The sequence below is a fragment of the Janthinobacterium sp. FT14W genome (genome assembly GCF_009208755.1).
GTDB lineage: Bacteria > Pseudomonadota > Gammaproteobacteria > Burkholderiales > Burkholderiaceae_D > Janthinobacterium > Janthinobacterium violaceinigrum.
Window position 1 is genome coordinate 74,511 of sequence record NZ_WFLL01000021.1, and the last position, 24,417, is coordinate 98,927.

Below are 24,417 nucleotides of genomic sequence, written 5' to 3' on the forward strand. Positions count from 1 at the left end.
GTGTGGGGATTCTAACAGCGTATTTACTATTTTTCAAATTACGATATAGCATTTCGCATTGTGAAATTACCCTATGAAATTTATGCTGCAGTGCCGCAAATTCCGCCCGGAAACTAGGATGTGCAGAGTAGCAAATAGCGGCGAAACCGGAAAACTTGCATACCCTGGCCGCCCCTGCTCTACGAGCACATCAGCAAAGCGAATTACCACCCCAGTCGTCCGCACAGGCATACCGGGCCAAGCGGGCCTGAAAAATGTCGAGGGCAAGGCGCAGCGACGCAGACAGTACGCCAGTACGGCAAGGCGCTGCAACGCCGCCATCGGCATTTTCTCGGGCCCGCGTCTCCGCCCGCTGTTGTTACGCCACATTGAGCCAAAACCGCCCCTTTGCGTCGCCCGGCTTTATAATCTGTCTTTTCCCTCCCACAGCTCTCAGCCTCCCTACCATGCCAGCACAACTGATCGACGGAATCGCCCTCTCCCAAAAACTGCGCAGCGAAATCGCCACGCGCGCCGCCGCCCTCACGGCCAAGGGCACCCAGCCCGGCCTGGCCGTGATCCTCGTCGGCGAAGACCCGGCCAGCCAGGTGTATGTCCGCAACAAGGTCAAGGCATGCGGCGACGTGGGTTTTCACTCCGTGCTGGAAAAATATGAAGCGGACCTGTCCGAAGCGGACTTGCTGGCACGCATCGCCAGCCTGAATGCCGACCCGGCCATCCACGGCATCCTCGTGCAAATGCCCTTGCCCAAGCACATCAACCCGCACAAGGTCATCGAAGCCATCGCCACGACGAAAGACGTGGACGGCTATTCCGTGCTGAGCGCCGGCGAACTGATGACGGGCTTGCCCGGCTTCCGCCCGTGCACGCCGTATGGCTGCATGAAACTGATCGAAAGCACGGGCGTCGACTTGCGCGGCAAGCATGCCGTCGTCATCGGCCGCAGCAACACCGTCGGCAAGCCGATGGCCCTGCTGCTCTTGCAAGCGAACGCTACCGTCACCATCTGCCATAGTGCGACCCCGGACCTGGGCCTGTACACGCGCCAGGCGGACGTGGTCGTGGCCGCCGTCGGCCGCCGCAATACCCTGACGGCCGACATGGTCAAGCCGGGCGCCATCGTCATCGACGTGGGCATGAACCGCGACGATGACGGCAAGCTGTGCGGTGACGTGGATTTTGCCGGCATCAAGGAAGTGGCATCGCACATCACGCCCGTACCGGGCGGCGTGGGTCCGATGACGATCACCATGTTGCTGATGAATACCGTCGAGGCCGCCGAGCGCATTTAAGAGGAGCACCTGAGACAATGCTCATGGCGGCGTTGCCTGGCCTTGAACATTTTTCAGGCGCTCCATATATGAAGACAGAATGGACGAACCGACGATGAACACCAATCCCCTGCTTGATTTTTCCGGCCTGCCACGCTTCGACGCGATCACGCACGAGCATGTCACGCCTGCCATCGATACCTTGCTGGAACAGGCGCGCGCCACGGTGGCGCAGCTGGAAGCGCCCATGGAAGAAGTGAGCTGGGACAATTTCGTCGCGCCCCAGGACCAGATCGCCGAAACCCTGGGCCGCGCCTGGAGCATCGTCAACCACTTGAACAGCGTGGTCGATACGCCCGAACTGCGCGCCGCCTACAATGCGAACCAGCCCAAGGTGACGGAATTCTGGACCGAACTGGGCCAGAACGAAATCCTGTTCGGCAAATACAAGCAGTTGCAGGCGCGCGCCGATTTCGCCAGCCTGTCTCCCGCGCGCCGGCGCATCGTCGAGAATGCCGTGCGCGACTTCCGCCTGGGCGGCGCGGAGTTGCCCGAAGACAAGAAAGCGCGCTTTGGCGCCATCCAGGAAGAACACGCGGCCGTGTCGACGCGCTTTTCCGAAAACGTGCTCGACGCCACCAATGACTACAAGTTGCTGGTCGAGAACGAAGCTGAACTGGCCGGCCTGCCCGACGACGTCAAGGCGGCCGCGCGCGCCGCCGCCGACAAGGCGGGCAAGCAAGGCTATGAATTCTCGCTGCACTTCCCATCCTACTACCCGATCCTGCAGTTTGCCGACAATCGCGCGCTGCGCGAAACCATCTACCGCGCCAACGCCACCAAGGCATCGGACCAGGGCGAGGCCTTCAGCAAAAAAGACGACTGGGACAACACGCACAACATCGTCACCCTGTTGCAATTGCGCGAAGAAGAGGCAAAACTGCTCGGCTACGGCAATTTCGCCGAAGTGTCGCTGGTGTCGAAAATGGCGACGTCGCCCGCACAGGTCATCGCTTTCCTGGAAGACCTGGCCAAACGCGCGCGTCCATTCGCCGAGAAGGACCTGGCCGAACTGAAACAATTCGCCAAGGAAGAACTGGGCATTGCCGAGCTGCAGGCATGGGACGTGCCGTATGCCTCCGAAAAGCTGCAGGAGCGCCGCTACGCGTTCTCGGCCCAGGAAGTGAAGCAATATTTCCCTGAACACAAGGTGATCGACGGCCTGTTCCGCCAGATCCAGAACCTGTTCGCCGTCGAGATCAAGCTCGATACGGCGCCCGTCTGGCACCCGGACGTGCGTTTCTACCGCATCGAGCGCGACGGCAAGCTGGTGGGCCAGTTCTACCTGGACCTGTATGCGCGCGCGGGCAAGAGCGGCGGCGCCTGGATGGACGACGCGCGCGGCCGCCGCGCCGACGCGCAACACGTGCAAACGCCGATCGCTTATCTCACCTGCAACTTCACGCAGCCGGCCGTCGTCGATGGCCAGGTCCAGCCGGCGCTGTTCACCCACGATGAAGTGATCACCCTGTTCCACGAGTTCGGCCACGGCCTGCACCACATGCTGACGGTGGTCGACGAACTGGGCGTGTCGGGCATTGCCGGCGTCGAATGGGATGCCGTGGAACTGCCGTCGCAATTCATGGAAAACTTCTGCTGGGAATGGGAAGTGCTCGAACACATGACGGCCCATGCCGTCACGGGCGCACCGCTGCCGCGCGCGCTGTACGACAAGATGCTGGCGGCCAAGAATTTCCAGTCCGGCTTGCAAACCCTGCGCCAGGTGGAGTTCTCCTTGCTCGACATGCATCTGCACTACGACTACGACGCGGCCACGGGCCAGAGCGTGCAGCAGCTGATCGACGGCGTGCGCGCCAGGTTTGCGCTGCTGATCCCGCCTGCGTTCAACCGCTTCCAGAATGCCTTCGGGCATATCTTCGCGGGCGGCTACGCAGCCGGCTACTACAGCTACAAATGGGCCGAGGTGCTGTCCGCCGACGCCTATGCGGCATTCGAGGAAGCCCGCGCGCTGGGACCGGCCGCCACCACGGCAGCGGGCAAGCGCTACCTGCAGGAAATCCTGTCCGTCGGCGGCTCGCGCCCCGCGCTGGAATCGTTCACGGCCTTCCGCGGCCGCGAACCGTCGATCGACGCCCTGCTGCGCCACAGCGGCATGGCCGCCTGAGTCCGCCATGAGCCGCGTCGATTTTCACAGCAACGTGCCGGACAAGCTGGCCTACGCCTGCCGCCTGGCGCGCAAGGCCTATATGGCCGGTAACAAGGTGGTCGTGCTGGCGCAAGACGGCGCCCAGCTCGACGCCTTGAACCGCGCCATGTGGACGTTTTCCGCCACGGATTTCCTGCCGCACGTGCTGGCCGGCGATCCGCTGGCGGCGCAGACGCCCATCATCCTCACCGATGACGGGACGGCGGATGTGCCGCACCACGACATCCTCGTCAACCTGTCGCAGTTGCCGCCGCCCAACTATACGCAGTTCCAGCGCGTCTTCGAGATCGTCGCCATGGATGAGCAGGATGCGCAGGCGGGCCGCCAGCGCTTCCTGCACTACCGCCAGCAAAACGTGCAACCGACGCACTTCGTGGCGGGCAACTCAGTGGACAAACCATGAGCCAGCCGCCATTCGACCAGGGCATTCCCCTGCTGACGGAAGTGCTGCTGGGGCCGGATGTGCCGGAGCCGGCGCCCGCGGTACCCGTTGTGCCAGCGGCGGCCCCTGTCCCGGCAGCGCCGCCTGCCGGGCAAGCGCCAGCGTTGCCTCCCAGCGTCGTGCAGCCCGACTGGGACGCCATCGAACAGCGGCTGACGCAGCGCATCCTGCATCAAGTCCAGGGCAAGATCGACCACCTGCTGGAAGAGCGCATCGCCCACGTCCTGCAGACGGCCCTGCAGAATGCCCTGATCGGCATGCGGGGAGCGTTGCGCGAAGACTTGCAGCAATCGCTGGAACAGATCGTCGCGCATGCGGTGAGCCATGAGCTGGGGCATCTGCACCCACCGGCGCTGTAATCCCCTCGCTGTAATCCCCGCACTTCCTCCGCCAAACAGCGAACGGCTGGGGTCGGCCCCTCAGGGTCTGCCCCCGGATGTCGTTTTGGGGGAGAAGAGCGCAGATTTTCTTACACCCTTCCCCCTTGCAAGGCCATTCTTTGGTGCGCTCGCGCCTGCGAAATCGGTGCATCGCGCCTCACTTTGGTGATTGTTGCGACAAAATGCAAAAAGCCAGAGAAGCGGCTTTGCGCCGCCTGTTTTTTGTTGTACCTTCTTCAAATGCACCGCCCCTCGAAGCGGTTTTCACGAGACGCCGCCGTATCTTTATCCATTGGAGAATGTTTATGCTGCTCAAGACCAAAGTCCTTCCTCTCGCCCTCGCCCTCGCCTTTGCCGGCCATGCGGGCGCACAGGAAATCATCAAGATCGGCCACGTCGCCCCGGTCTCTGGCGCCAGCTCGCACCTGGGCAAGGATAATGAGAACGCGGCCAAGATGGCCATCGAGGACTTGAACGCCAAAGGCTTCAAGATCGACGGCAAAGCCGTGAAATTCGTGCTGGTGCCGGAAGATGACGCCGCCGATCCCAAGCAGGGCACGGCCGTGGCGCAAAAACTGGTCGACGCCAAGGTCAATGGCGTGGTGGGTCACCTGAATTCGGGCACGACGATACCCGCCTCGCGCATTTACTTCAATGCGGGCATTCCGCAGATTTCGCCGGCCGCCACCAACCCGACCTATACCCAGCAAAAGTTCAACACGGCCTTCCGCGTAGTGGCCAACGACAACAAGCTGGGGGGAACGTTGGGCGCGTATGCCGTGGGCAAGCTGCAAGCGAAGAAAATCGCCGTCATCGATGACCGCACGGCCTACGGCCAGGGCGTGGCGGAACAGTTCGTCAAGGGTGCCAAGAAGGCGGCGCCAGGCGTGCAAATCGTCGGCAAGGAATTTACCAATGCCAATGCGACCGACTTCAATGCCATTCTCACCAGCATCAAGTCAAAAAATCCCGACCTGATCTTCTTTGGCGGCATGGATTCCGTGGGCGGCCCCATGCTGCGCCAGATGAAGGCGCTGGGCATCAAGGCCAAGTTCATGGGCGGCGACGGCCTGTGCACGGAACCGCTGGGCAAGCTGGCGGGCGACGCCGTGGGCGAAGACATGGTCACCTGCGCGGAAGCGGGCGGCGTGACGGGCGCGCAGCAAAAAGGCATGGACGATTTCCGCGCCCGCTACAAGCAGAAATACAATATGGAAGTGCAGCTGTACGCGCCCTACGTCTACGATGCCGTGATGACCATGGCCACCGCCATGGCCGACGCCAAATCGTCGAAACCGTCCGTCTACCTGCCCTTCCTGGCCAAGGTGCACTACCAGGGCGTGACGGGCCCGATTGCGTTCGATGCCAACGGCGACATCAAGGATGGCGCGCTGACCCTGTTCACCTATCGGGATGGCAAGAAGACCAAGATGGAAGTGGTCAAATAATAGCACCTACTGTGCGGCGCGATTTGCGGCCTGCGATGCTCACTGTGCATTCGCACAGCTGCGCTTCTCAGCCACAACTCACATCCGCTCGCTACGGTTCTTGCTGTCCGGCTACATAAGCCAGCAAGCCTTCGGCCAGCGCGTCGAAGGTGGCGCGGCAGCGCAAGCTGCCGCGCAAGTCTTCATGCATGGTGACCCACGTTTCCATGGGCAGCGAAAATGCTTGCGGCAACACGCGCCGCAGCGATGGATCGCGCGCCGCCAGTCCCGCCTGGCACACGCCGATGCCCGCGCCCGCGCGTAGCAAGGCCAGCTGCGCCAGGTCGCTGTCGCTGCGCCAGGCAAAGTTTTCCCGCGCAAATCCCTGGAAGGCCGCGCCCGCGTTGCGCACGAAGGGGCTCGCCTCGTCGTAGCCGATGACGGCGTGGTGCGCCAGGTCCGCCAATGCCAGCGGCGTGCCGTGCCGCGCCAGGTAGTCCGCGTGCGCATGCAGGCCCAGTTCGATGTCGCCCACCTTGCGCGCCACCAGCTGCTCCTGGCGGGGACGCAGCATGCGCACGGCGATGTCCGCTTCCCGGCGCAGCAAATCCTGTACTTTATTGCTCAATACCAATTCAATGACCAAGCCCGGATGGCGCGCGCGCAGGCGGGCCAGGACAGGCGGCAGCACTTCCACGCCCACCACTTCGCTGGCCGCGATGCGCACGACGCCGGCCACGCCCTGCCCCTGGCTGCTGGCGGCCCGCTCCATCAGGGCTGCCGTATGCTCCATGCTTTCCGCATGGGGCCGCAATGCCAGGGCCACTTCCGTGGGCAGCAAGCCCAGCTGGGAGCGCGTGAACAGGGTCGCCCCCAGCGCCTGCTCCAGCGCTGCGATATGCCGGCCGGCAGTAGGCTGCGTAATCCCCAGCGCGCGGGCGGCGCCGGACAGCGAGCCGTGCCTCAGCACGGCCAGCAGCGAACGGTAGTATTCCCAGGCGATGGCGGCAGTCATACATAAATGTATAGCCTGTACGCGATGTTCGTCAATTCCCAATTAGCCTTGCGCGGCAGATACTGGCGCCATCAACCACACGGAGGTCAGGATGGAGAACACGAAAAACACGGCATTGGTACTGGGCGCCACGGGCGGTATCGGCGGCGAGATGGTGCGCCAGTTGCTGGCGGCGGGCTGGCAGGTACGCGCCCTGACGCGGGGAGAAACGCCGCCGCCGCGGGGCGACCGCATCGAATGGCTGCGCGGCGATGCGCTATCGCGCGCGGACGTGCTGGCGGCCGCCCGGGGCTGCGCCGTCATCGTGCACGCCGTCAACCCGCCCGGCTACCGACATTGGGGCCAGCTGGTGCTGCCCATGCTGGACAATACCATCGCCGCGGCCATTGCCGAAGGCGCCACCATCGTGCTGCCCGGCACCGTCTACAACTTCGGCCCCGACGCCTTCCCCGCATCGGGAGACTTACTTGCGGAAGACGCGCCGCAGCGCCCGCTGACGCGCAAGGGCGCCATCCGCGTGGAACTGGAAGCGCGCCTGGAAAAGGCCGCCACCCAGGGCGCCAGGGTCCTGATCGTGCGCGCGGGCGACTTCTTCGGTCCCCGCGCCGGCAATAACTGGTTTTCGCAGGGCCTCGTCAAGCCTGGCCGGCCCGTGCGCAGCATCCTGTATCCGGGCGCGCCCGGCGTGGGCCACCAGTGGTCCTACCTGCCCGACGTGGCGCGCACGATGGTGCAGTTGCTGGCCATGCGCGCCGCCCTGCCGCCGTTTGCGCGCTTGCACATGGCGGGCCACTGGGACCACGACGGCCGGCAAATGACGGGGGCGGTTGCCCGCGTGGTGGAACAGGCGTCGGGCACGCGCCCCGTCATCCGGCGCTTTCCGTGGTGGCTGGTGGCGCTGGCGTCGCCGTTCGTGGCGACCCTGCGCGAAATGCGCGAGATGCGCTATTTATGGCAGACGCCCTTGTCCATGGACAACGCGCAACTGCTGGCCTTGCTGGGGCAGGAGCCGCACACGCCGCTCGACGAGGCGGTGCGGGCGACACTGGAGGGCATGGGCAATCTGCAAAAGGCGGCGGACAAAAAAAACGCGCCGGGATTGCCGGCGCGCTGATTGCAGGTACTGCGGCACAGATTATTTCTGTGCCAGTACCCATTTGACCAGGGTGTGGGCTTCCGCATCGCTCACTTGCGGGTTGGCTGGCATCGGGATCGCGCCCCAGGTGCCGGAACCGCCCTTCATGACTTTCGCCACGAGCTTGGCTTCCGCGTCTTTTTGACCGGCATACTTGGCAGCCACGTCCTTGAACGCCGGGCCCACCAGTTTCGTGCTCACCGCGTGGCATGCCATGCAGTTCTTTGCTTTCGCCAGGTCAGGATTGGCCAACGCTGCTTGCGATGCCAGGGCCGACACGGCCAATACACTCACCAACATAAAACGTTTCATTGTCTTTTCTCCAAAGTTACTTCCTGCGGCATTTTACTGTGTTTCCGCAGATGCACCACGAGCCCAGATCAAGCGTTTCAATGTAGTAACGCAATGTAGTCAGCAGGCAGTCCTATTCTGCCCCATCTGCGCGGCCATGACCATGTTGTTTGTAAGGCGATGTAACGACGGCCGGCCCCGTCCAGTCAAACGGGGCCGGCCGTCGTACTTACACAACAGATGGGTGCGGCTTAACGCTTTTTCAGCTGCGACAGATCGCGCACGGCGCCCCGGTCGGCCGACGTCGTCAGCGCCGCATACGCCTGCAGCGCCTGCGACACGTAGCGGTCGCGGTTGACGGGCAGCCAGGCTGCATCGCCCTTCGCTTCCATGGCGGCGCGGCGCGCGGCCAGTTCGGCAGCGGTCACGCGCAGCTTGATGGTGCGCTCGGGGATGTCGATGTCGATGTAGTCGCCCTCTTCCACCAGGCCGATGGCGCCCCCTTCGGCCGCTTCCGGCGATGCGTGGCCGATCACCAGGCCCGAGGAACCGCCCGAGAAGCGCCCGTCCGTGAACAGCGCGCACGCCTTGCCCAGGCCCTTCGACTTGATGTACGACGTCGGGTACAGCATTTCCTGCATGCCGGGGCCGCCTTTCGGGCCTTCGTAGCGGATGATGACGACGTCGCCTTCATGCACGGTATCGGCCAAAATCGCTTCAACGGCGGCATCCTGGCTTTCGAACACGCGCGCCTTGCCCGAGAATTTCAAAATGCTTTCATCCACGCCGGCCGTCTTGACGATGCAGCCTTTTTCCGCCAGGTTGCCGTACAAGACGGCCAGGCCGCCATCCTGCGAGTACGCGTGGGCCTTGTCGCGGATGCAGCCCGTGCTGCGGTCCGTGTCGACGGCCGCGAAGCGCTCGGACTGCGAGAACGCCGTCTGCGTGGGCACGCCGCCCGGCGCGGCGCGGAACAGTTCATGCACGGCCGGATTGTCCGTGCACATGATGTCGTTTTGCGCGATGGCGTCGGCCAGGGTGGGCGCGTGGATGGTCGGCAGGGTCGTGTCGAGCAGGCCGGCGCGCGCCAGTTCGCCCAGGATGCCCACGATGCCGCCCGCGCGGTGCACGTCTTCGATATGGTATTTATCCGTCATCGGCGCCACCTTGCACAGGCATGGGACCTTGCGCGAGATGCGGTCGATGTCGGCCATCGTGAATGCCACCTCCGCCTCGTGCGCGGCGGCCAGCAAGTGCAGCACGGTGTTGGTCGAGCCGCCCATGGAGACGTCGAGCGCCATCGCGTTTTCAAACGCCGCCTTGGTGGCGATCGAGCGTGGCAGCACGGAATAATCGTCCTGCTCGTAGTGGCGCTTGGCCAGGTCGACGATCAGGCGGCCCGCGCGCAGGAACAGCTGCTGGCGGTCCGAGTGCGTGGCCAGGATGGTGCCGTTGCCGGGCAGGGCCAGGCCCAGCGCCTCGGTCAGGCAGTTCATCGAATTGGCCGTGAACATGCCGGAACAGGAACCGCAGGTCGGACAGGCCGAACGCTCGATTTCCGCCACGTCGGCGTCGCTGACGGTGCTGTCGCCCGCCTTGATCATGGCGTCGACCAGATCAAGTTTAATAACCTTTTGGGCGCCGTTGACCACTTTCAGGACCTTGCCCGCCTCCATCGGCCCGCCGGAAATAAACACGACGGGGATATTGATGCGCATGGCGGCCATCAGCATGCCCGGCGTGATCTTGTCGCAGTTCGAGATGCACACCATGGCGTCGGCGCAGTGGGCGTTGACCATGTATTCGACGGAGTCGGCGATCAGGTCGCGCGAAGGCAGCGAATACAGCATGCCGCCGTGGCCCATGGCGATGCCGTCATCGACGGCGATGGTATTGAATTCCTTGGCCACGCCGCCGGCCGCTTCGATTTCGCGCGCCACCATCTGCCCCAGGTCCTTCAGGTGCACGTGGCCGGGCACGAACTGGGTGAACGAGTTGACGACGGCGATGATCGGCTTGTCGAAGTCGCCATCCTTCATGCCGGTGGCGCGCCACAGGGCGCGGGCGCCAGCCATGTTGCGGCCGTGGGTGGTGGTGCGGGAGCGGTATTGCGGCATGATGGGGACCTTCCAGGAAATGAATGATGCCTGACTGCGGCGGGGAGCCTTGGGCAAAACCCTGCGTGCAGTGGGGGTACGCCAGATTGCCTTGCGCGCGTCCCCCTGTCAAATATATGATGCACGTGTCTGTGAGTCATTTTATATATCACAGAACTTATTCCACATGGAAACGCATATGAACCTTGAACTGCGCCAGCTGCGCTACTTTGTCACCGTCGCCGAGGAATTGCACTTCGGCCGCGCCGCCGCGCGCCTGCATATGACGCAGCCGCCCCTGTCGCAAACCATCATGGCGCTGGAAGACTTGCTGGGCGCGCCCCTGTTCGTGCGCACGCGGCGCGAAGTGCAGCTGACGCCGGCCGGCAGCGCCCTGCTGCCCGAGGCGCGCCGGATGCTGGCGCAGGCGCACGATTTGCCCGCGCTGGTGCAGCGGGCCGCGCAGGGCGAGGCGGGCCGTCTGAGCCTGGCCTTCGTTTCCTCGGCCGACTACAGCGTGCTGCCGCCCTTGCTGCGCGCCTACCGCACGGCCTACCCGCAAGTGCAGATCGCGCTGCAGGAAGCCACGTCCGACCTGCAGCTGGACGAACTGCTGGCCGGGCGCACGGATGCGGGCCTGCTGATCCCGCCCCTGCCCGAAAAAGCGAAGGAGGCGCTCGACTACCTGCCCGTGCTGGCCGAACCGCTGGTGCTGGCGGCGCCGTCCGGCCTGGACATTCTGGCGGCGCCAGGGCCCGTGCGCCTGCGCGACCTGCCGGCGCTGCCCCTGATCATCTTCCCGCGCGCGATCTCGCCCGCCCTGCACGACGCCATCCTCGGCGTGTTCCGCGCGGCCGGCATCACGCCGCAGATCGGCCAGGAAGCGATCCAGATGCAAACCATCGTCAGCCTCGTCTCGGCTGGCATGGGCATCGCGCTTGTGCCACAATCGGTATCGAATCTGATGCGTCCGGGCGTAGAATACAGGCCGCTGCAGGACGCCACGCCGCTGGTGGAAACGGGCCTGGCCTGGCGCCGCGACAATCCGTCCGCCGTGCTGCAAGGCTTTCTGGCGCTGCTGCGCAAGCAGATCGGCGGTACTGCCCCTTAAATTAAGTGGCCGCTAAGGCAAAAAACCGCCAGCGCCGCCATACTACGCAACCTTAGCTTTAAACAAAGAAAGAAACCCCATGCTGATACACCCGATGCCCGATCCGATTGCTATCCAGATCGGCCCGCTCGCCGTGCACTGGTACGGCCTGATGTATGTGCTGGCCTTCGCCCTGTTCATCATCCTGGGCCGCGTGCGCATCAAGCAGCCGCACATCGCCGTGCTGGGCTGGAAGAAGGAAGACCTCGACGACATGCTGTTCTACGGCATGCTGGGCGTGGTGATCGGCGGGCGCCTGGGCGAAGTGCTGTTCTACCGCCCCGAATATTTCATGCACAATCCGCTCGAGATCTTCATGGTGTGGCATGGCGGCATGTCCTTCCATGGCGGCTTCCTCGGCGTCATCCTGGCCATGTACCTGTGGAGCCGCAAGGCGGGACGCAACCTGTTCGACGTGCTCGACTTCATCGCCCCGCTGGTGCCGCTCGGCTACGCGGCTGGCCGCCTGGGCAACTTCATCAACGCCGAACTGCCGGGCCGCATCGCGCCGGAAACCCTGCCCTGGGCCATGCAATGGCCGGGCATCCCGTATCCCGTGCACCCGTCGCCCATCTACCAGATGCTGGTCGACGGCATCCTGGTGTTCATCATCCTGTGGCTGTATGCGCGCAAGCAGCGTCCGCGCATGGCCGTGGGCGCCATGTTCACCCTGCTGTACGGCTGCGCGCGCTTCTTCACGGAATACTTCCGCACGCCGGACTGGGAAGTCGTGTGGCTGGGCGTGCCGATCACGTCGGGCCAGATGCTGTCCTTGCCCATGATCGTCGGCGCCATCGCGCTGCTGGTGTGGGCGTATAAAAGCCAGGTGATGGGCACGCCGCCCACCAAGGCCCGTCCGGCAAACACGTAAACCGCCGCCCCCCCCGATGGCGTGCCAGGCAGGCGCGCCATCCCCCGGCAACACTTCCCTACAAGCAGCACAATTTCCTTGCGGAATGAATCTTCGCTTGCGATAGCGCGATGATCGCTTTACCCTGCAGCAAGAGCAGGGCATGCGCTCATGCAGTGTTGGCCATTCGAGCCGGGGAGTCCCATCCATGCAATATGCGAGGAAGACCACGACATTCTGGCTGGCGCTGGCGGGCGGCTACGTGCTGGCGCAGCTGGCCTTGACGGCCTGGGCCGGGGAGCACGGTCCCGCCGTCAGCTATCTGTTCGGCGTGACGGCCCCACTGCTGGCGCTGGCCGCCTGCTGCCGCAACGCCTGCCTGAGCACGCCCGGCGTCGTGCGCACGGGCTGGGGCCTGTTTGCGGCCGCCATGCTGTTCTGGAGCGGGGGCATGGCGCTGTCCGCCTGGCAAGACCTGAGCGGCCATGTGGCTTCCGACACGACGTATTTCTCCGATTTTGCCTACTTCATGTATGGCGCGCCCTTGCTGCTGGCCATTTCCTCCGTCAGCGACCGCCACCCTTCGCGCACCCTGCAATGGCTGGATGCCGTGCAAGTGCTGCTGGCGGCCTACCTGACCTATACGGCCATCTTTTCCGTCTCGCCCTTCGACCAGCGCTCGATCGCGCCGATACCCGCCAGCCTGCTGGTGCTGACCTACAACGTGGAAAACCTGGTGCTGGCCTGCTGCGCCTCGCTGCGCCTGCTGGCGCACCGCCGCGATGGGGCACAAGGGCGTTTTTACCTGCTGCTCAGCGTATTCCTGTGGTGCTACGCGGCCTGCGCGGGCGCCTATAATTACCTGACCCTGCACGCGCTGGCCGAAGCCGGTCCCAGCGAGGTACTGCCCAGCCTGCCTTTCCTGCTGCTGGCGGTGCTGTCCATGCGCGTGCAGCCGGGCAAGGAAGAAGCGCGGCCGCCGCGGCCGTTGACCTTGCTGATTGACAACTTCAGTCCCATCTTCTTCACGGCGGCCCTGCTGGGTCTGGGATTCGTCGTGCTGCGCGAGCATTTTTACCTGGCGGCCAGCGCCCTGTTTGTCGCGCTGGCCGTCCACGCACTGCGTTCGGCCACCCTGCAAAGCCGCTACATGCAAAGCGAACTGGCCTTGCGGGCGGCGCACGACAAGCTGGAAAAGCTGTCGCTGACGGATGGCTTGACGGGCATCGCCAACCGGCGCTGCCTGGACCAGTCCTTGCAGGCCGAGTGGCAGCGCGCCGCGCGCAACCAGCACGCGCTGGCGCTGCTGATCATCGATATCGATTTCTTCAAAAGCCTCAACGATACCTTTGGCCACCCGTATGGCGACGCCTGCCTGGTGCAGATCGCGGCGGCCCTGAACTCGGCGCTGCCCCGTGCCAGCGACCTGGTGGGACGCTTCGGCGGCGAGGAATTTGCCGCCATCCTGCCCGCCACCGACCGCGCGGGCGCGCTGGCCGTGGCGCAAAAAATGCAGGAAGCGATCGCCGCTGCCGCCATCGCCCACGCGCCGTCGCGTGGCGGCCTGGTGACGGCCAGCATCGGCCTGGCCCTGAGCGACGACGTACCGACGCCGGCACAGCTGCTGGCGGCCGCCGACCAGGCCCTGTACCGGGCCAAGCAGAACGGCCGCAACCGGATCGAAGGCTAGGCTTTCAGCTTGCCGGTAATGACCTTCCATTGCGCCGGCGTCACGGGCGTGATGGACAGGCGGCTGCCCTTCTTCAGCAGCAGCATGTCTTCCAGCTCCGGCATCTGGCGCATCTCGGACAGGGGCAGCAGCGCCGTCTTCTTCACGCCCCGCACATCGACGCTGATCCAGCGCGGCTGGGCCAAGGTGGCCTTGGCATCGAAATATTTGCCGCCCGCTTCAAACTGGCTGTGATCGGGATAGGCCCCACTGGCCACTTCGGCCACGCCCGCCACGCCCGGCTGCGGGCAGCTGGAATGGTAGAACAGCACGCCATCGCCCACCCGCATGCCATCGCGCATGAAGTTGCGCGCCTGGTAGTTGCGCACGCCGAACCAGGGCATGGTGTGCGCGGGCGCCGCCATCAGGTCGTCGATGCTCACTTCATCGGGTTCGGACTTCATCAGCCAGTATTGTTTCATGCAGACTCCGTGTCAAAGCGGCAGACGTAAAAAAACGGTTGCGCATCAATGCGGCAACCGTTTTCAGTTGTAGTACAAATTGGGCCCCGCCTGTGCCGCTATGCCGGCATCCCGAACCAAACGGTTCAAGGTGGTCACGTTAGTTCAATTTCGGGTTCGTCGAACGAGCGACGCTCACTCCCATCAAACAAAATTCGCAACCGATGCGCATAAATGGTTCAAGGAATATATGGCAATCGCGAACACCGCAGGGTAGACGCAAGTTTACTCCTTTGATCGCGCATCGCAAAGACAAATCGTACCGTATCCGCTTAAAATCCAATTAATAACACTGAACAAAACCGTAGCGAGCGGAAGTGAATTGTGGTCGAGAAGCGCAACTGTGCGAGCACGGGGCCGCCGAGGCAGAGAGCATCGCAGGCCGCAAGTCGCGACGCGCAGCAGGTTTGGTTCGGTGTTTAAAAAAGATTTTCCTGGGGCGTCAGAGCGCTGTCCAGGACGGTGTGCATGGCCGAGATTTTCTGCTTCACTTCCAGTATCGTCAATTCCGACAGCGGACCTTGCGGCGACTTCACGGACAGAAATTCCGCGGCCACGCCCAGGGCGGCCAGCACGGCGATGCGGTCATTGCCCTTGACCTTGCCCGCGTCGCGGATGGCTTTCATTTTGCTATCGAGATAGATCGCCGCTTCGCGCAGCGCGCGCTCTTCGCCGTCGCGGCACACCATGCTGTAGGACTGGCCCATGATATTGACATCGACACGCGGCATTACGCTTCCTTCTCGTTCTCGGCAGTATAGGCGCCCGCTTCCGAAGCGGCTTGCTCCAGGCCTGCTTGCACCAGTTCGGGAATTTTCTCCAGCAACGCCTCCACCCGCTCCTGCGCCTCGCGCATGCGCTGCACATGCAGGGCGTTGTCGGCGGCCAGCGCGGCGTTGTCCTTGCGCAATTGCGCGTTTTCACGGCGCAGCGCATGGGTCATTTCGGCCAGCAGGCCTATTTTGTCGGATAATTCGTTGAATTCGGAAATCATCCCGCCACTATAGGGCGGACGCTCCATGGGCGTCAATCGAATCACGCCGCTGTCACACATATTTACATCAATGCAGGGCAGTTGGCGGACAATACACGCTTTTTCCGGCGCTTTTCGCCATCTGTGCGCATCCGCCAGCGCCGCGATGGCGGCGTTTTACTCGTCGACGTAATCGGGTTCGATATCCAGTCCGCCATAGCGGTTTTCGCACGAGCGGCGCGTCAGCGTCTGTTGTCCGCCCTTGCCGTCAAGCACCATCGTCAAGTCGCGGCAAGTCTGGCGGTAGCTGCCGGGTTTGGCGTCCGTCCCCGAGGGCGTCAGGCGTACTGCCAGCGGCACCGCATTGCCCAGGCCCTTGTTGCTCCACTGGCGCGTCTTGCCATCCTCCTCATCCTTCAAGGTGCGCACGGCAGCCGTCAGCAAGGCTTGTTTTTCCTTGACATTGAGCTTGGCGATGGTGACGTCGGACAGGAAAGGCGGAGATACGACGGGCGCCGGATCCTTGCCCTGCACATCCCAGCGGCCGCTGTTCTGCGAACAGGTGCGGCGGCTCAGGTCCTGCGACTTGCCGCCCGCCGTGACGACGAATTTCAGGTCGCGGCAGACATGCGCCTTCAAGCTGTGCTCCGTCATGCCGGAGTTGCTGAAGTTATACGTGACTTTCACCAGCACGCCGCGGTCGCCGCCGTTGTCCCAGACATGGGCTTGCTGGTCGTCGTCGTCCTTGTTCAAATCGTTGAACAAGTCATTCAGCAGCATTTCCTTTTCCAGCGGCGTCAGGGCCGCCACGGTGATCTCGTCGACGATGGTAGGCGCCTGTGCGGCGGCATTGCCCAGGCAGGCCAGGCCGATGGCGGTGGCGCCCAGCAGGCGTAGCGCGGGATGGAAAAGGGGGAATGGCATGGTGTGCTTTCTCGTGCAAGTGGGAATGTGTGGCGATATTGATATGCAATTACAATCATCTTATCAAATCCCATAGTGAAACTCTGTTTCCCGTGCGTACAGGAACGCCCCCCTGCCGGACGACATGCTAGAGTCGCGCCTGTTGCTGACGCCCGGGGAGTTCGCTTACGCCAGCGCAAACCCTGCGTAAATGCAGGCTGCGCAGAACGCCTATGCATATCTCCCCGGAGAATAAGCCCTTGAATAAGCCCCATACCGTCCCTATAATTAGCACTCGTTAGTAGAGAGTGCTAACAAACTCTTTCGTAGCAATCCTCAGGACTGATGGTGCTTGCCAGGCAACTGCAGGGAACGCTACGCGGCGGGCGACGCCGCGATGCACCACTGCCGGATACAGGCAAGGACAGGATGACCGGGGGTTTGCTTGACCGTTGCGGGCTGCTTTCAACGGCGGTCACTGAAAGCACGTCTGGCGCTGCGCCAGAAATGTATTCATTTAGCAACACCTATCCATTGAACTTTAAGGAGTTTTGTATGAATCTGCGCCCATTGAACGATCGCGTCATCGTCAAACGCCTCGACCAGGAAACCAAGACTGCATCCGGCCTCATCATTCCTGATGCAGCTGCTGAAAAACCGGATCAAGGCGAAGTCCTTGCCGTAGGCAATGGCAAGATTCTCGACGACGGCAAAGTCCGTCCTCTGGATGTCAAAGTGGGCGACCGCGTCCTGTTCGGCAAGTACGCCGGCCAAACCGTCAAAGTTGACGGCGATGAGCTGCTGGTCATGCGCGAAGAAGACATCATGGCGATCGTCGTCAAGTAATTGTTTCCACGTTGTAGACAGATACATCCCGAAACTCAGGAGAATTGAACATGGCAGCTAAAGAAGTAGTATTCGGCGACGCAGCGCGCGCCAAGATGGTCGAAGGCGTCAACATCCTCGCCAACGCAGTCAAAGTAACGCTGGGCCCGAAAGGCCGCAACGTGGTCCTGGAGCGCTCGTTCGGCGCCCCTACCGTCACCAAGGATGGTGTGTCGGTAGCGAAAGAAGTTGAACTCAAAGACAAGCTCATGAACATGGGCGCGCAAATGGTCAAGGAAGTTGCTTCCCGCACCAGCGACAACGCCGGCGACGGCACCACCACCGCGACCGTGCTGGCACAAGCCATCGTACGCGAAGGCATGAAGTTCGTTGCCGCCGGCATGAACCCGATGGACCTGAAGCGCGGTATCGACAAAGCCGTTGCGGCAACCGTCGAAGAACTGGCGAAAATCGCCCGTCCTTGCACCACGACCAAGGAAATCGCCCAAGTCGGTTCGATCTCGGCCAACTCGGATGCATCGATCGGCGAGCGTATCGCTGAAGCGATGGAAAAAGTCGGCAAGGAAGGCGTCATCACCGTAGAAGACGGCAAGTCGCTGAACGACGAGCTGGACATCGTTGAAGGCATGCAGTTCGACCGCGGCTACCTGTCGCCATACTTCATCAACAACCCAGAGAAACAAGTTGCCGTACTGGACAGCCCATTCGTCCTGCTGTGCGACAAGAAAATCTCGAACATCCGTGACCTGCTGCCGGTACTGGAACAAGTCGCCAAAGCTGGCCGTCCACTGCTGATCATCGCAGAAGACATCGAAGGCGAAGCGCTGGCCACCCTGGTTGTGAACAACATCCGCGGCATCCTGAAAACCTGCGCAGTGAAAGCCCCTGGCTTCGGCGACCGCCGCAAAGCCATGCTGGAAGACATCGCTGTCCTGACCGGTGGCCAAGTGATCGCTGAAGAAGTCGGCCTGACCCTGGAAAAAGTGACCCTGGCCGAACTGGGCCAAGCGAAACGCATCGAAGTGGGCAAGGAAAACACCATCGTTATCGATGGCGCCGGCGAAGCTGCCTCGATCGAAGCACGCGTGAAGCAAGTGCGCGTACAGATCGAAGAAGCGACCTCGGACTACGACCGTGAAAAACTGCAAGAGCGCGTAGCCAAACTGGCTGGCGGCGTTGCCGTGATCAAGGTTGGCGCAGCCACCGAAGTCGAAATGAAAGAGAAAAAAGCCCGCGTTGAAGATGCACTGCACGCAACCCGCGCTGCCGTGGAAGAAGGCATCGTGCCAGGCGGCGGCGTAGCCCTGCTGCGCGCACGCGCCAACATCACGGTCAAGGGCGACAATGCTGATCAGGACGCTGGTATCAAGATCGTCCTGCGCGCAATGGAAGAGCCACTGCGCATGATCGTGCAAAACGCTGGCGAAGAAGCTTCGGTCGTCGTGGCAGCCGTACTGGCTGGCTCGGGCAACTACGGCTACAACGCTGCCAACGGCACGTATGGCGACATGGTTGAAATGGGCGTCCTGGACCCAGCCAAAGTGACCCGTTCGGCGCTGCAAAACGCCGCTTCGATCGCTTCGCTGATGCTGACGACCGACTGCATGGTCTGCGAAATCGCTGACGACAAGGCAGCCGGCGGCATGGGCGGCGGCATGGGTGGTATGGGCGGCATGGGCGGCATGGACGGCATGATGTAATGTCCGGCGTCCCCGCGCGCAGGCGACGGCGCGCAGGGACGCATACGCCGGGACAGGACAGGCAGGCCAAAAGCTGCGTGCACCTGCCCGGCGGCCCCGAAAGCTATCTTCTACGGAAGGTAGCTTTTTTTTCGCCTGTTGATTTGGCAAGCCTGGCGATTGCCGGCCTGGGCGTTTTGCTTTAGCATGGCCGCCATCGTCCCTCTTTCTCACGCCGCCATCATGCCGCCACGCGCTTCCTCTTCCAAAACCACCGTCATCGCCGGCATCCTGGCCGGCTTGCTGGCCGCCGGGCTCGGCGCTTTCTACCTGCACCAGCAGTCCGCGCCGCAGGCAGACAAAGCCCCGGCCGCGAGCAGCCAGACGGCGGCACCGGAACAGAATGCGCGCGCCATCAATGCGCTGATGGCCTTACCGGAAATCAAGGCGTGGTCCGCGCATATCGAAAAGGCGTCGAGCGGCCGCGCCCATGGCGCCGTGATGGAAACGTCGCCCGAGACGCGCCTCGTCGATGGCGCCGCGTATTATCAGCTGAGCTTTTTCGAAAACACGCCGGACGCGGCCCACCGCTGGGAAAGCTTTGTCGTCTCGCCCGACGGCAAGCGCATCCTCGTCGACGACATCGTCAGCGCTGAACTGATCAGCCTGGAACAATGGCGCAAGGACAACGCGCCCATGCAGCGCGTCGCCACCCAGTAACGCCCCTGCCCCGGCTGCGGGCGCGATGGCCAGGGACGCCTGCCTTGCAGCGCAAGCTTTACTTTCTGACATCGAGGCCCGATACTCGCCCACATGCCCGCCACCACTGTCCGTCCCCTCACGCTTGACGACGCCTGCGCCTACCGCACGCTGCGCCTGGCCGGCATCGCCGAACTGCCCGCCACGTTCTGCACCACGCATGCGGCGGAAAGCGGCTTGCCGCTGGCACAGATAGCCCAGCGCTTGCGCGCCACTCCGCACCAAATAATATTTGGCGCTTTCGACGAGAAACAATTAATCGCCATTGCCGGCCTGCGCCGCGAACCGATCGCCGTCGTGCATGACAAGGCCAGCCTGTGGGGCGTGTATGTGGCGCAGCAGGCGCGCGGACGCGGCGCGGGACGGCAGCTGGTGCAGGCGGCCATCGCGCATGCCTGCGCCATTCCCGAGCTGGGCCGCGTGCGCCTGGCCGTGGCGCAGGACAACCTGGCCGCATTGACCCTGTACCTGGGCTGCGGCTTTACCCTGGAAGACAGTCCCGCCACGGATGGCATGCTGCAAATGCGGCTGATGCTGCCCCGTCCGGCGCGTGCCAGTGCAAGCGCAAGTGCCGAAAGTAATGTCTTTATGAAAATCAATACCTTACAAATCCCTGCGAAATAGCGGACAGGCCGTTTTTTCTGTTGCAAGCAAACGCGGCAGGCCTTAGCATCGCGGCTTACAAAAAAAACTTGGGGAGAGCCAATGTCATCGGCCGAGACACAAACCGCCACGGGCAAAATGCCCCGGCAAATACCGTACATCATTGCCAACGAAGGCTGCGAACGCTTCAGCTTTTATGGCATGCGCAACATCCTGACGCCATTCCTCATCAGCACCCTGCTGCTGATGATCCCGATCGACCAGCGCACGGGCGAAGCCAAGCATGTGTTCCACACCTTCGTCATCGGCGTATATTTCTTCCCGCTGCTGGGCGGCTGGCTGGCCGACCGCTTCTTTGGCAAATACAACACCATCTTCTGGCTCAGCCTCGTGTACTGCGCCGGCCATGCCTGCCTGGCCATCTTTGAAAACAGCGTCAACGGCTTCTATTTCGGCCTGTTCCTGATCGCCTTCGGCTCCGGCGGCATCAAGCCGCTCGTCGCTTCGTTCGTCGGCGACCAGTTCGACCAGACCAACAAGCACAAGGCCAAGCTGGTCTTCGACATGTTCTACTGGATCATCAACTTCGGCTCCTTCTTCGCCTCGCTGCTGATGCCGATATTCCTGCGCGACTACGGTCCGTCGATCGCCTTCGGCATCCCGGGCCTGATGATGCTGGCCGCCACCGTCGTCTTCTGGATGGGTGCCAAGAAATACGTGCACGTGCCGCCGGCGCCGCCCAACCCAGACTCGTTTACCCGCGTGGCCCGCACGGCCCTGCTGGCCCGCGTCGACGGCGGCTCGCGTCCCGGCCTGTACGTGGCGTATGTGGGCGTGATCGGCGCCCTGTATGCGTTCTACAGCATTCCCGAATGGGGCTTCGTGATTTCCGCGTGTACCGCGCTGGTATTGCTGCTGGCCTTCGGCAGCATCGGCACGGCCATGCAGCTGGAACGCGCGCGCGGCATCCACCCGGACGAAGCCGTCGAAGGCGTGCGCGCCGTGCTGCGCATCCTCGTCATCTTCGCCCTTGTCACGCCGTTCTTCTCGCTGTTCGACCAGAAGGCCTCGACGTGGATCGTGCAGGCGAACACCATGGAAAAACCAAGCTGGTTCCTGCCGGCGCAGATGCAGGCGCTGAACCCGATGCTGGTGATGCTCCTGATCCCGTTCAACAACCTGGTGCTGTACCCGATGCTGAACCGCTTCGGCCTGGAAGCGACGGCCCTGCGCCGCATGACGGCCGGTATCGGCTTTTCCTCGCTGGCCTGGATCGTCATCGGCTTGCTGCAGCTGGCGCTCGACAGCGGCAACGCCGTCTCCATCATGTGGCAGATCCTGCCGTACGCGCTGCTGACGTTCGGCGAAGTGCTGGTCTCGGCCACGGGCCTGGAGTTTGCGTACAGCCAGGCGCCCGTGTCCATGAAGGGCGCCATCATGAGCTTCTGGAACCTGTCGACCACGGTGGGCAACCTGTGGGTGCTGATCGTCAACCGCAGCGTCATGAACGAAGGCGTGATCGGCAAGATCGCCGAGAGCGGCATCAGCGTGACGGCCTTCCAGATGTTCTTCTTCGCCGCGTTTGCCGCCGTCGCCATGCTGGCCTTCGGCCTGTATGCGAAGCGCTACAAGATGGTGGACAACTACCGCCAGACCGCCATCCCGGCAAAAGCGTGATGCCGGTGTGATCTGAGGCAAAAGGGCGCCTTCGGGCGCCTTTTTTACGTCGTCACCGTGGGCGCGTCGCGCCCCGTGCGCGCGCGGATCTGCGCCACGGTTTCCGCCACGGCGATCAAGCCCGCCAGCGCCTGCTGCGTGGGGATGGCGTGCTGCGCCGGATCGGCTGCGTAGCGCTCCAGGTACAGGCGCAGGGTGGCGCCTTCCGTGCCCGTGCCGGACAGGCGCAGCACGATGCGCGCGCCATCCGTCATGACGATGCGGATGCCCTGCTGCGTGGCCACGGAACCGTCGACGGGGTCGGTGTAGCTGAAATCGTCGGCCAGCGCCACCGTGTAGCCCTCGAATACCTGGCCCGGCAAGGCGGCCAGCCGGCCCCGCACGGCCTCCATCAGCTGCTGCGCGCCGGCGCTGTCGATATCTTCGTAGTCGTGGCGCGAATAATAGTTGCGGCCATGGGCGGCCCAGTGGGCGCGCACGATGGCTTCCACGGACTGCCCTTTCGCTGCCAGCAGGTTGAGCCAGAACAGCACGGCCCACACGCCATCTTTTTCGCGCACGTGGTGCGAGCCCGTGCCGTAGCTTTCCTCGCCGCACAAGGTCGCCATGCCCGCGTCGAGCAGGGTGCCGAAGAATTTCCAGCCCGTCGGCGTCTCGAAGCAGGGAATGCCCAGCGCGCCAGCGACCCGGTCGGCCGCGCCCGACGTGGGCATGGAACGGGCGATGCCCGCCAATCCCCCGCGGTAGCCGGGCGCCACGGCCGCGTTGGCGGCCAGGATGGCCAGGCTGTCCGAGGGCGTGACGTCGAAGCGGCGGCCCACGATCATGTTGCGGTCGCCGTCGCCGTCCGAGGCGGCGCCGAAGTCCGGCCCATCATCCGCCGCCATGATGGCGAGCAGTTCCTGCGCGTTGACGGGATTCGGGTCGGGATGGCCGCCGCCGAAGTCTTCCAGGGGCACGCCGTTGATGACGCTGCCCTTGGGCGCGCCCAGCATGCCTTCCAGGATGGCCGTCGCATACGGTCCGGAGACGGCGTGCATGCCGTCAAAGCAGATGCGCAGGCCGCCCGCGAACAGGGCGCGGATGGCGTCGAAATCGAACAGCCGCTGCATCAGTTCCGCGTAATCGAGAACCGGGTCGATCACTTCGACCGCCATCTGCTCGATGCGCACGCTGCCCGGCTGGTCGAGGTCGATGTCGGCGGCGTCGCTGATGCGGTATTCGGTGATGGCCTGCGTGCGCGCAAACATGGCTTCCGTGACCTTTTCGGGCGCCGGTCCGCCATTGGCGATGTTGTACTTGATGCCGAAATCGCCATCGGGGCCGCCCGGGTTATGGCTGGCCGACAGGATGATGCCGCCGCTGGCGCCATGCTTGCGGATCACGCAGCTGACGGCCGGCGTCGACAGGATGCCGCCCTGCCCCAGCAGCACGCGCGCATAGCCGTGCGCGGCCGCCATGCGCAGCACCGTCTGGATGGCGGCGCGGTTGTAGAAGCGGCCGTCGCCGCCCAGCACCAGGGTCTGGCCGCGGCAGTCGCCCACGGTATCGAACACGCTCTGGACGAAGTTTTCCAGGTATTGGGGCGCGCTGAAGACCGCCACCTTCTTGCGCAGGCCCGAGGTGCCGGGCCGCTGGCCGGCAATCGGCGCCGTATTGATGATTTGAATCGCCATGTTATCTCCACATTAACTTCCAATGCTAATCGATGCAGGCCGCCGGACAAAGCGTTGTACGTCTGCCACGGTGCGCCAAACCGCTTAGCAAGGCATCCCACCGGGCCAACTCTTGCAATATGATGAAAATTATTCCAGGCAAGTATCGGCCTACGGCAGCTACACGCGCATCTTCTCGCCCAGTCCACCACGGATGCGGCCGGCCAGCCCCTGAGCCGCGCACGGGCCAGCAATTCGAGCCGGGCCTGAAGGCGGAGCTGTTCGACAAGAAGGTCAATGCGCATGCGGCCCGGTTCCGCATGGAAGACGAGAACCGCGTGATGCCCGACCCGGCCCCCCTGTTTTCAATTGGCGCGGGCAAGATGCGCAGCCAGGGCGTGAAAGCCGAGCTGAGCGGCAGCCCCCTGCCGGGCTGGAGCGTCACGGGCGGCTATGCCTGCAGCAGCACGCGCACCCTGGAAGGCAGCGACGATCAGAAAGCCCAGTTGTACACCTTCATCGCGCCGCGCCACAACTTCAACGTGGGGACCACTTACCCGCCAGCCGGGGCGATGCACGGCCACCGCAAAGGCGGTGGCCGTTCTCGTTTACAACATCGCACTCTTGCATGTCTCGCAACCCCGCACTATAATAAGAATAGTTCTCATTCACATTTAGACCCCGACCAGGTCCGCACAACGCCGCTTCCGCCTGCGCCCATCGACGATGTGCCGCCGGGCCGACATGACCGGCACGCGGCTGGATGACACGCTGCGCCAGCCAGGCATCGCCGCCAAGCAAGCACTCCATACCCATAACAGGCCTGCCGCATGACGGCAGGCATACGA

General features: G+C 63.3%; 23 protein-coding genes and 1 other RNA gene. 15 read left to right on the forward strand and 9 right to left on the reverse strand.

Going from position 1 to position 24,417, the window contains the following annotated elements; translation table 11 throughout:
* Nucleotides 1-446: 446 nt before the first annotated feature.
* The 5 genes from folD (at nucleotide 447) to GCN74_RS15595 (ending at nucleotide 5,768) form a co-directional block, all read left to right on the forward strand.
* The gene (folD, locus tag GCN74_RS15575; RefSeq protein WP_099666771.1) at nucleotides 447-1,292 is read left to right on the forward strand and encodes a bifunctional methylenetetrahydrofolate dehydrogenase/methenyltetrahydrofolate cyclohydrolase FolD; all 846 of its coding nucleotides are present in this window, start codon (nucleotides 447-449) and stop codon (nucleotides 1,290-1,292) included.
* Between the two features lie 79 nt (nucleotides 1,293-1,371).
* On the forward strand, nucleotides 1,372-3,456 hold the full coding sequence (locus GCN74_RS15580) for a M3 family metallopeptidase (RefSeq protein WP_413541547.1): 2,085 nt from the start codon (nucleotides 1,372-1,374) through the stop codon (nucleotides 3,454-3,456).
* A 7-nt stretch (nucleotides 3,457-3,463) separates the two neighbouring features.
* Complete coding sequence (locus GCN74_RS15585; protein ID WP_152257525.1) at nucleotides 3,464-3,901, forward strand: DNA polymerase III subunit chi; 438 nt, start codon at nucleotides 3,464-3,466, stop codon at nucleotides 3,899-3,901.
* A complete protein-coding gene (locus GCN74_RS15590) occupies nucleotides 3,898-4,299 on the forward strand; it encodes a hypothetical protein (protein WP_152257526.1) in 402 nt (133 codons plus the stop codon). Before GCN74_RS15585 ends, GCN74_RS15590 begins: the two co-directional genes overlap by 4 nt.
* A 326-nt stretch (nucleotides 4,300-4,625) precedes the next feature.
* On the forward strand, nucleotides 4,626-5,768 hold the full coding sequence (locus GCN74_RS15595) for a branched-chain amino acid ABC transporter substrate-binding protein (RefSeq protein ID WP_152257527.1): 1,143 nt from the start codon (nucleotides 4,626-4,628) through the stop codon (nucleotides 5,766-5,768).
* 91 nt (nucleotides 5,769-5,859) lie between these two features.
* Here the strand turns inward: GCN74_RS15595 and GCN74_RS15600 are convergent, their stop codons facing one another.
* On the reverse strand, nucleotides 5,860-6,762 hold the full coding sequence (locus GCN74_RS15600; RefSeq protein ID WP_152257528.1) for a LysR family transcriptional regulator: 903 nt from the start codon (nucleotides 6,760-6,762) through the stop codon (nucleotides 5,860-5,862).
* A 91-nt stretch (nucleotides 6,763-6,853) separates the two neighbouring features.
* Here GCN74_RS15600 and GCN74_RS15605 point away from each other — a divergent pair, with 91 nt between their 5' ends.
* Nucleotides 6,854-7,876, forward strand: a complete 1,023-nt coding sequence (locus GCN74_RS15605; protein ID WP_152257529.1) for an NAD(P)H-binding protein — start codon at nucleotides 6,854-6,856, stop codon at nucleotides 7,874-7,876.
* A gap of 21 nt (nucleotides 7,877-7,897) precedes the next feature.
* Here GCN74_RS15605 and GCN74_RS15610 read toward each other — a convergent pair whose 3' ends face one another.
* Nucleotides 7,898-8,209 carry a c-type cytochrome gene (locus GCN74_RS15610; protein WP_034786554.1) on the reverse strand — a complete coding sequence of 104 codons (312 nt, stop codon included), beginning with the start codon at nucleotides 8,207-8,209 and terminating at the stop codon, nucleotides 7,898-7,900.
* Nucleotides 8,210-8,439: 230 nt separating this feature from the next.
* The gene (gene ilvD, locus GCN74_RS15615) at nucleotides 8,440-10,305 is read right to left on the reverse strand and encodes a dihydroxy-acid dehydratase (protein ID WP_152257530.1); all 1,866 of its coding nucleotides are present in this window, start codon (nucleotides 10,303-10,305) and stop codon (nucleotides 8,440-8,442) included.
* A gap of 178 nt (nucleotides 10,306-10,483) precedes the next feature.
* Between ilvD and GCN74_RS15620 the strand changes: the two genes are divergently transcribed.
* The 3 genes from GCN74_RS15620 (at nucleotide 10,484) to GCN74_RS15630 (ending at nucleotide 13,974) form a co-directional block, all read left to right on the forward strand.
* A complete protein-coding gene (locus GCN74_RS15620; RefSeq protein WP_152257531.1) occupies nucleotides 10,484-11,395 on the forward strand; it encodes a LysR family transcriptional regulator in 912 nt (303 codons plus the stop codon).
* Nucleotides 11,396-11,474: 79 nt separating this feature from the next.
* Nucleotides 11,475-12,305, forward strand: a complete 831-nt coding sequence (gene lgt / locus GCN74_RS15625) for a prolipoprotein diacylglyceryl transferase (protein ID WP_152257532.1) — start codon at nucleotides 11,475-11,477, stop codon at nucleotides 12,303-12,305.
* 187 nt (nucleotides 12,306-12,492) lie between these two features.
* On the forward strand, nucleotides 12,493-13,974 hold the full coding sequence (locus GCN74_RS15630) for a GGDEF domain-containing protein (RefSeq protein ID WP_193317105.1): 1,482 nt from the start codon (nucleotides 12,493-12,495) through the stop codon (nucleotides 13,972-13,974).
* On the opposite strand, the gene GCN74_RS15635 is transcribed toward GCN74_RS15630, so the two are convergent.
* From GCN74_RS15635 to GCN74_RS15655, 5 genes are all read right to left on the reverse strand, one after another.
* Entirely contained in the window at nucleotides 13,971-14,435 is a 465-nt protein-coding gene (locus tag GCN74_RS15635; protein ID WP_152257534.1) for an EVE domain-containing protein, read from the reverse strand. The genes GCN74_RS15630 and GCN74_RS15635 overlap by 4 nt on opposite strands.
* 79 nt (nucleotides 14,436-14,514) lie before the next feature.
* Nucleotides 14,515-14,692: non-coding RNA, 6S RNA (gene ssrS, locus GCN74_RS15640), on the reverse strand.
* A 201-nt stretch (nucleotides 14,693-14,893) separates the two neighbouring features.
* Complete coding sequence (locus GCN74_RS15645) at nucleotides 14,894-15,205, reverse strand: cell division protein ZapA (protein WP_034747344.1); 312 nt, start codon at nucleotides 15,203-15,205, stop codon at nucleotides 14,894-14,896.
* Nucleotides 15,205-15,468 (reverse strand): DUF904 domain-containing protein, encoded by a 264-nt coding sequence (locus tag GCN74_RS15650; RefSeq protein WP_152257556.1) that lies wholly within the window; start codon nucleotides 15,466-15,468, stop codon nucleotides 15,205-15,207. The genes GCN74_RS15645 and GCN74_RS15650 overlap by 1 nt, the downstream gene beginning before the upstream one ends.
* Nucleotides 15,469-15,624: 156 nt before the next feature.
* On the reverse strand, nucleotides 15,625-16,371 hold the full coding sequence (locus GCN74_RS15655; RefSeq protein ID WP_152257535.1) for a hypothetical protein: 747 nt from the start codon (nucleotides 16,369-16,371) through the stop codon (nucleotides 15,625-15,627).
* A 534-nt stretch (nucleotides 16,372-16,905) separates the two neighbouring features.
* On the opposite strand from GCN74_RS15655, the gene groES reads away from it, so the two are divergent.
* The 5 genes from groES to GCN74_RS15680 all read left to right on the forward strand — a co-directional run bounded on the left by groES (nucleotide 16,906) and on the right by GCN74_RS15680 (nucleotide 21,914).
* Nucleotides 16,906-17,196 carry a co-chaperone GroES gene (gene groES, locus GCN74_RS15660; protein ID WP_010400979.1) on the forward strand — a complete coding sequence of 97 codons (291 nt, stop codon included), beginning with the start codon at nucleotides 16,906-16,908 and terminating at the stop codon, nucleotides 17,194-17,196.
* A 50-nt stretch (nucleotides 17,197-17,246) separates the two neighbouring features.
* A complete protein-coding gene (gene groL / locus GCN74_RS15665) occupies nucleotides 17,247-18,896 on the forward strand; it encodes a chaperonin GroEL (RefSeq protein WP_152257536.1) in 1,650 nt (549 codons plus the stop codon).
* Nucleotides 18,897-19,082: 186 nt separating this feature from the next.
* Entirely contained in the window at nucleotides 19,083-19,595 is a 513-nt protein-coding gene (locus GCN74_RS15670) for a hypothetical protein (protein WP_226939065.1), read from the forward strand.
* Between the two features lie 93 nt (nucleotides 19,596-19,688).
* A complete protein-coding gene (locus tag GCN74_RS15675; RefSeq protein ID WP_152257537.1) occupies nucleotides 19,689-20,258 on the forward strand; it encodes a GNAT family N-acetyltransferase in 570 nt (189 codons plus the stop codon).
* Nucleotides 20,259-20,339: 81 nt separating this feature from the next.
* Nucleotides 20,340-21,914: an oligopeptide:H+ symporter gene (locus tag GCN74_RS15680; RefSeq protein ID WP_152257538.1), complete on the forward strand. Its 1,575-nt coding sequence runs from the start codon at nucleotides 20,340-20,342 to the stop codon at nucleotides 21,912-21,914.
* A 44-nt stretch (nucleotides 21,915-21,958) separates the two neighbouring features.
* On the opposite strand, the gene GCN74_RS15685 is transcribed toward GCN74_RS15680, so the two are convergent.
* The gene (locus GCN74_RS15685; RefSeq protein WP_152257539.1) at nucleotides 21,959-23,590 is read right to left on the reverse strand and encodes an alpha-D-glucose phosphate-specific phosphoglucomutase; all 1,632 of its coding nucleotides are present in this window, start codon (nucleotides 23,588-23,590) and stop codon (nucleotides 21,959-21,961) included.
* A 122-nt stretch (nucleotides 23,591-23,712) separates the two neighbouring features.
* Here GCN74_RS15685 and GCN74_RS15690 point away from each other — a divergent pair, with 122 nt between their 5' ends.
* Nucleotides 23,713-24,336: a TonB-dependent receptor domain-containing protein gene (locus GCN74_RS15690; RefSeq protein ID WP_226939066.1), complete on the forward strand. Its 624-nt coding sequence runs from the start codon at nucleotides 23,713-23,715 to the stop codon at nucleotides 24,334-24,336.
* The last annotated feature ends 81 nt before the right edge of the window (nucleotides 24,337-24,417 follow it).

Bases quoted from the DNA above. Each gene is read 5' to 3' on its own strand.
- folD (WP_099666771.1), top strand. From the start codon at position 447: ATGCCAGCACAACTGATCGACGGAATCGCCCTCTCCCAAAAACTGCGC.
- GCN74_RS15580 (WP_413541547.1), top strand. From the start codon at position 1,372: ATGGACGAACCGACGATGAACACCAATCCCCTGCTTGATTTTTCCGGC.
- GCN74_RS15585 (WP_152257525.1), top strand. From the start codon at position 3,464: ATGAGCCGCGTCGATTTTCACAGCAACGTGCCGGACAAGCTGGCCTAC.
- GCN74_RS15590 (WP_152257526.1), top strand. From the start codon at position 3,898: ATGAGCCAGCCGCCATTCGACCAGGGCATTCCCCTGCTGACGGAAGTG.
- GCN74_RS15595 (WP_152257527.1), top strand. From the start codon at position 4,626: ATGCTGCTCAAGACCAAAGTCCTTCCTCTCGCCCTCGCCCTCGCCTTT.
- GCN74_RS15600 (WP_152257528.1), bottom strand. From the start codon at position 6,762: ATGACTGCCGCCATCGCCTGGGAATACTACCGTTCGCTGCTGGCCGTG.
- GCN74_RS15605 (WP_152257529.1), top strand. From the start codon at position 6,854: ATGGAGAACACGAAAAACACGGCATTGGTACTGGGCGCCACGGGCGGT.
- GCN74_RS15610 (WP_034786554.1), bottom strand. From the start codon at position 8,209: ATGAAACGTTTTATGTTGGTGAGTGTATTGGCCGTGTCGGCCCTGGCA.
- ilvD (WP_152257530.1), bottom strand. From the start codon at position 10,305: ATGCCGCAATACCGCTCCCGCACCACCACCCACGGCCGCAACATGGCT.
- GCN74_RS15620 (WP_152257531.1), top strand. From the start codon at position 10,484: ATGAACCTTGAACTGCGCCAGCTGCGCTACTTTGTCACCGTCGCCGAG.
- lgt (WP_152257532.1), top strand. From the start codon at position 11,475: ATGCTGATACACCCGATGCCCGATCCGATTGCTATCCAGATCGGCCCG.
- GCN74_RS15630 (WP_193317105.1), top strand. From the start codon at position 12,493: ATGCAATATGCGAGGAAGACCACGACATTCTGGCTGGCGCTGGCGGGC.
- GCN74_RS15635 (WP_152257534.1), bottom strand. From the start codon at position 14,435: ATGAAACAATACTGGCTGATGAAGTCCGAACCCGATGAAGTGAGCATC.
- GCN74_RS15645 (WP_034747344.1), bottom strand. From the start codon at position 15,205: ATGCCGCGTGTCGATGTCAATATCATGGGCCAGTCCTACAGCATGGTG.
- GCN74_RS15650 (WP_152257556.1), bottom strand. From the start codon at position 15,468: ATGATTTCCGAATTCAACGAATTATCCGACAAAATAGGCCTGCTGGCC.
- GCN74_RS15655 (WP_152257535.1), bottom strand. From the start codon at position 16,371: ATGCCATTCCCCCTTTTCCATCCCGCGCTACGCCTGCTGGGCGCCACC.
- groES (WP_010400979.1), top strand. From the start codon at position 16,906: ATGAATCTGCGCCCATTGAACGATCGCGTCATCGTCAAACGCCTCGAC.
- groL (WP_152257536.1), top strand. From the start codon at position 17,247: ATGGCAGCTAAAGAAGTAGTATTCGGCGACGCAGCGCGCGCCAAGATG.
- GCN74_RS15670 (WP_226939065.1), top strand. From the start codon at position 19,083: ATGGCCGCCATCGTCCCTCTTTCTCACGCCGCCATCATGCCGCCACGC.
- GCN74_RS15675 (WP_152257537.1), top strand. From the start codon at position 19,689: ATGCCCGCCACCACTGTCCGTCCCCTCACGCTTGACGACGCCTGCGCC.
- GCN74_RS15680 (WP_152257538.1), top strand. From the start codon at position 20,340: ATGTCATCGGCCGAGACACAAACCGCCACGGGCAAAATGCCCCGGCAA.
- GCN74_RS15685 (WP_152257539.1), bottom strand. From the start codon at position 23,590: ATGGCGATTCAAATCATCAATACGGCGCCGATTGCCGGCCAGCGGCCC.
- GCN74_RS15690 (WP_226939066.1), top strand. From the start codon at position 23,713: ATGAAAATTATTCCAGGCAAGTATCGGCCTACGGCAGCTACACGCGCA.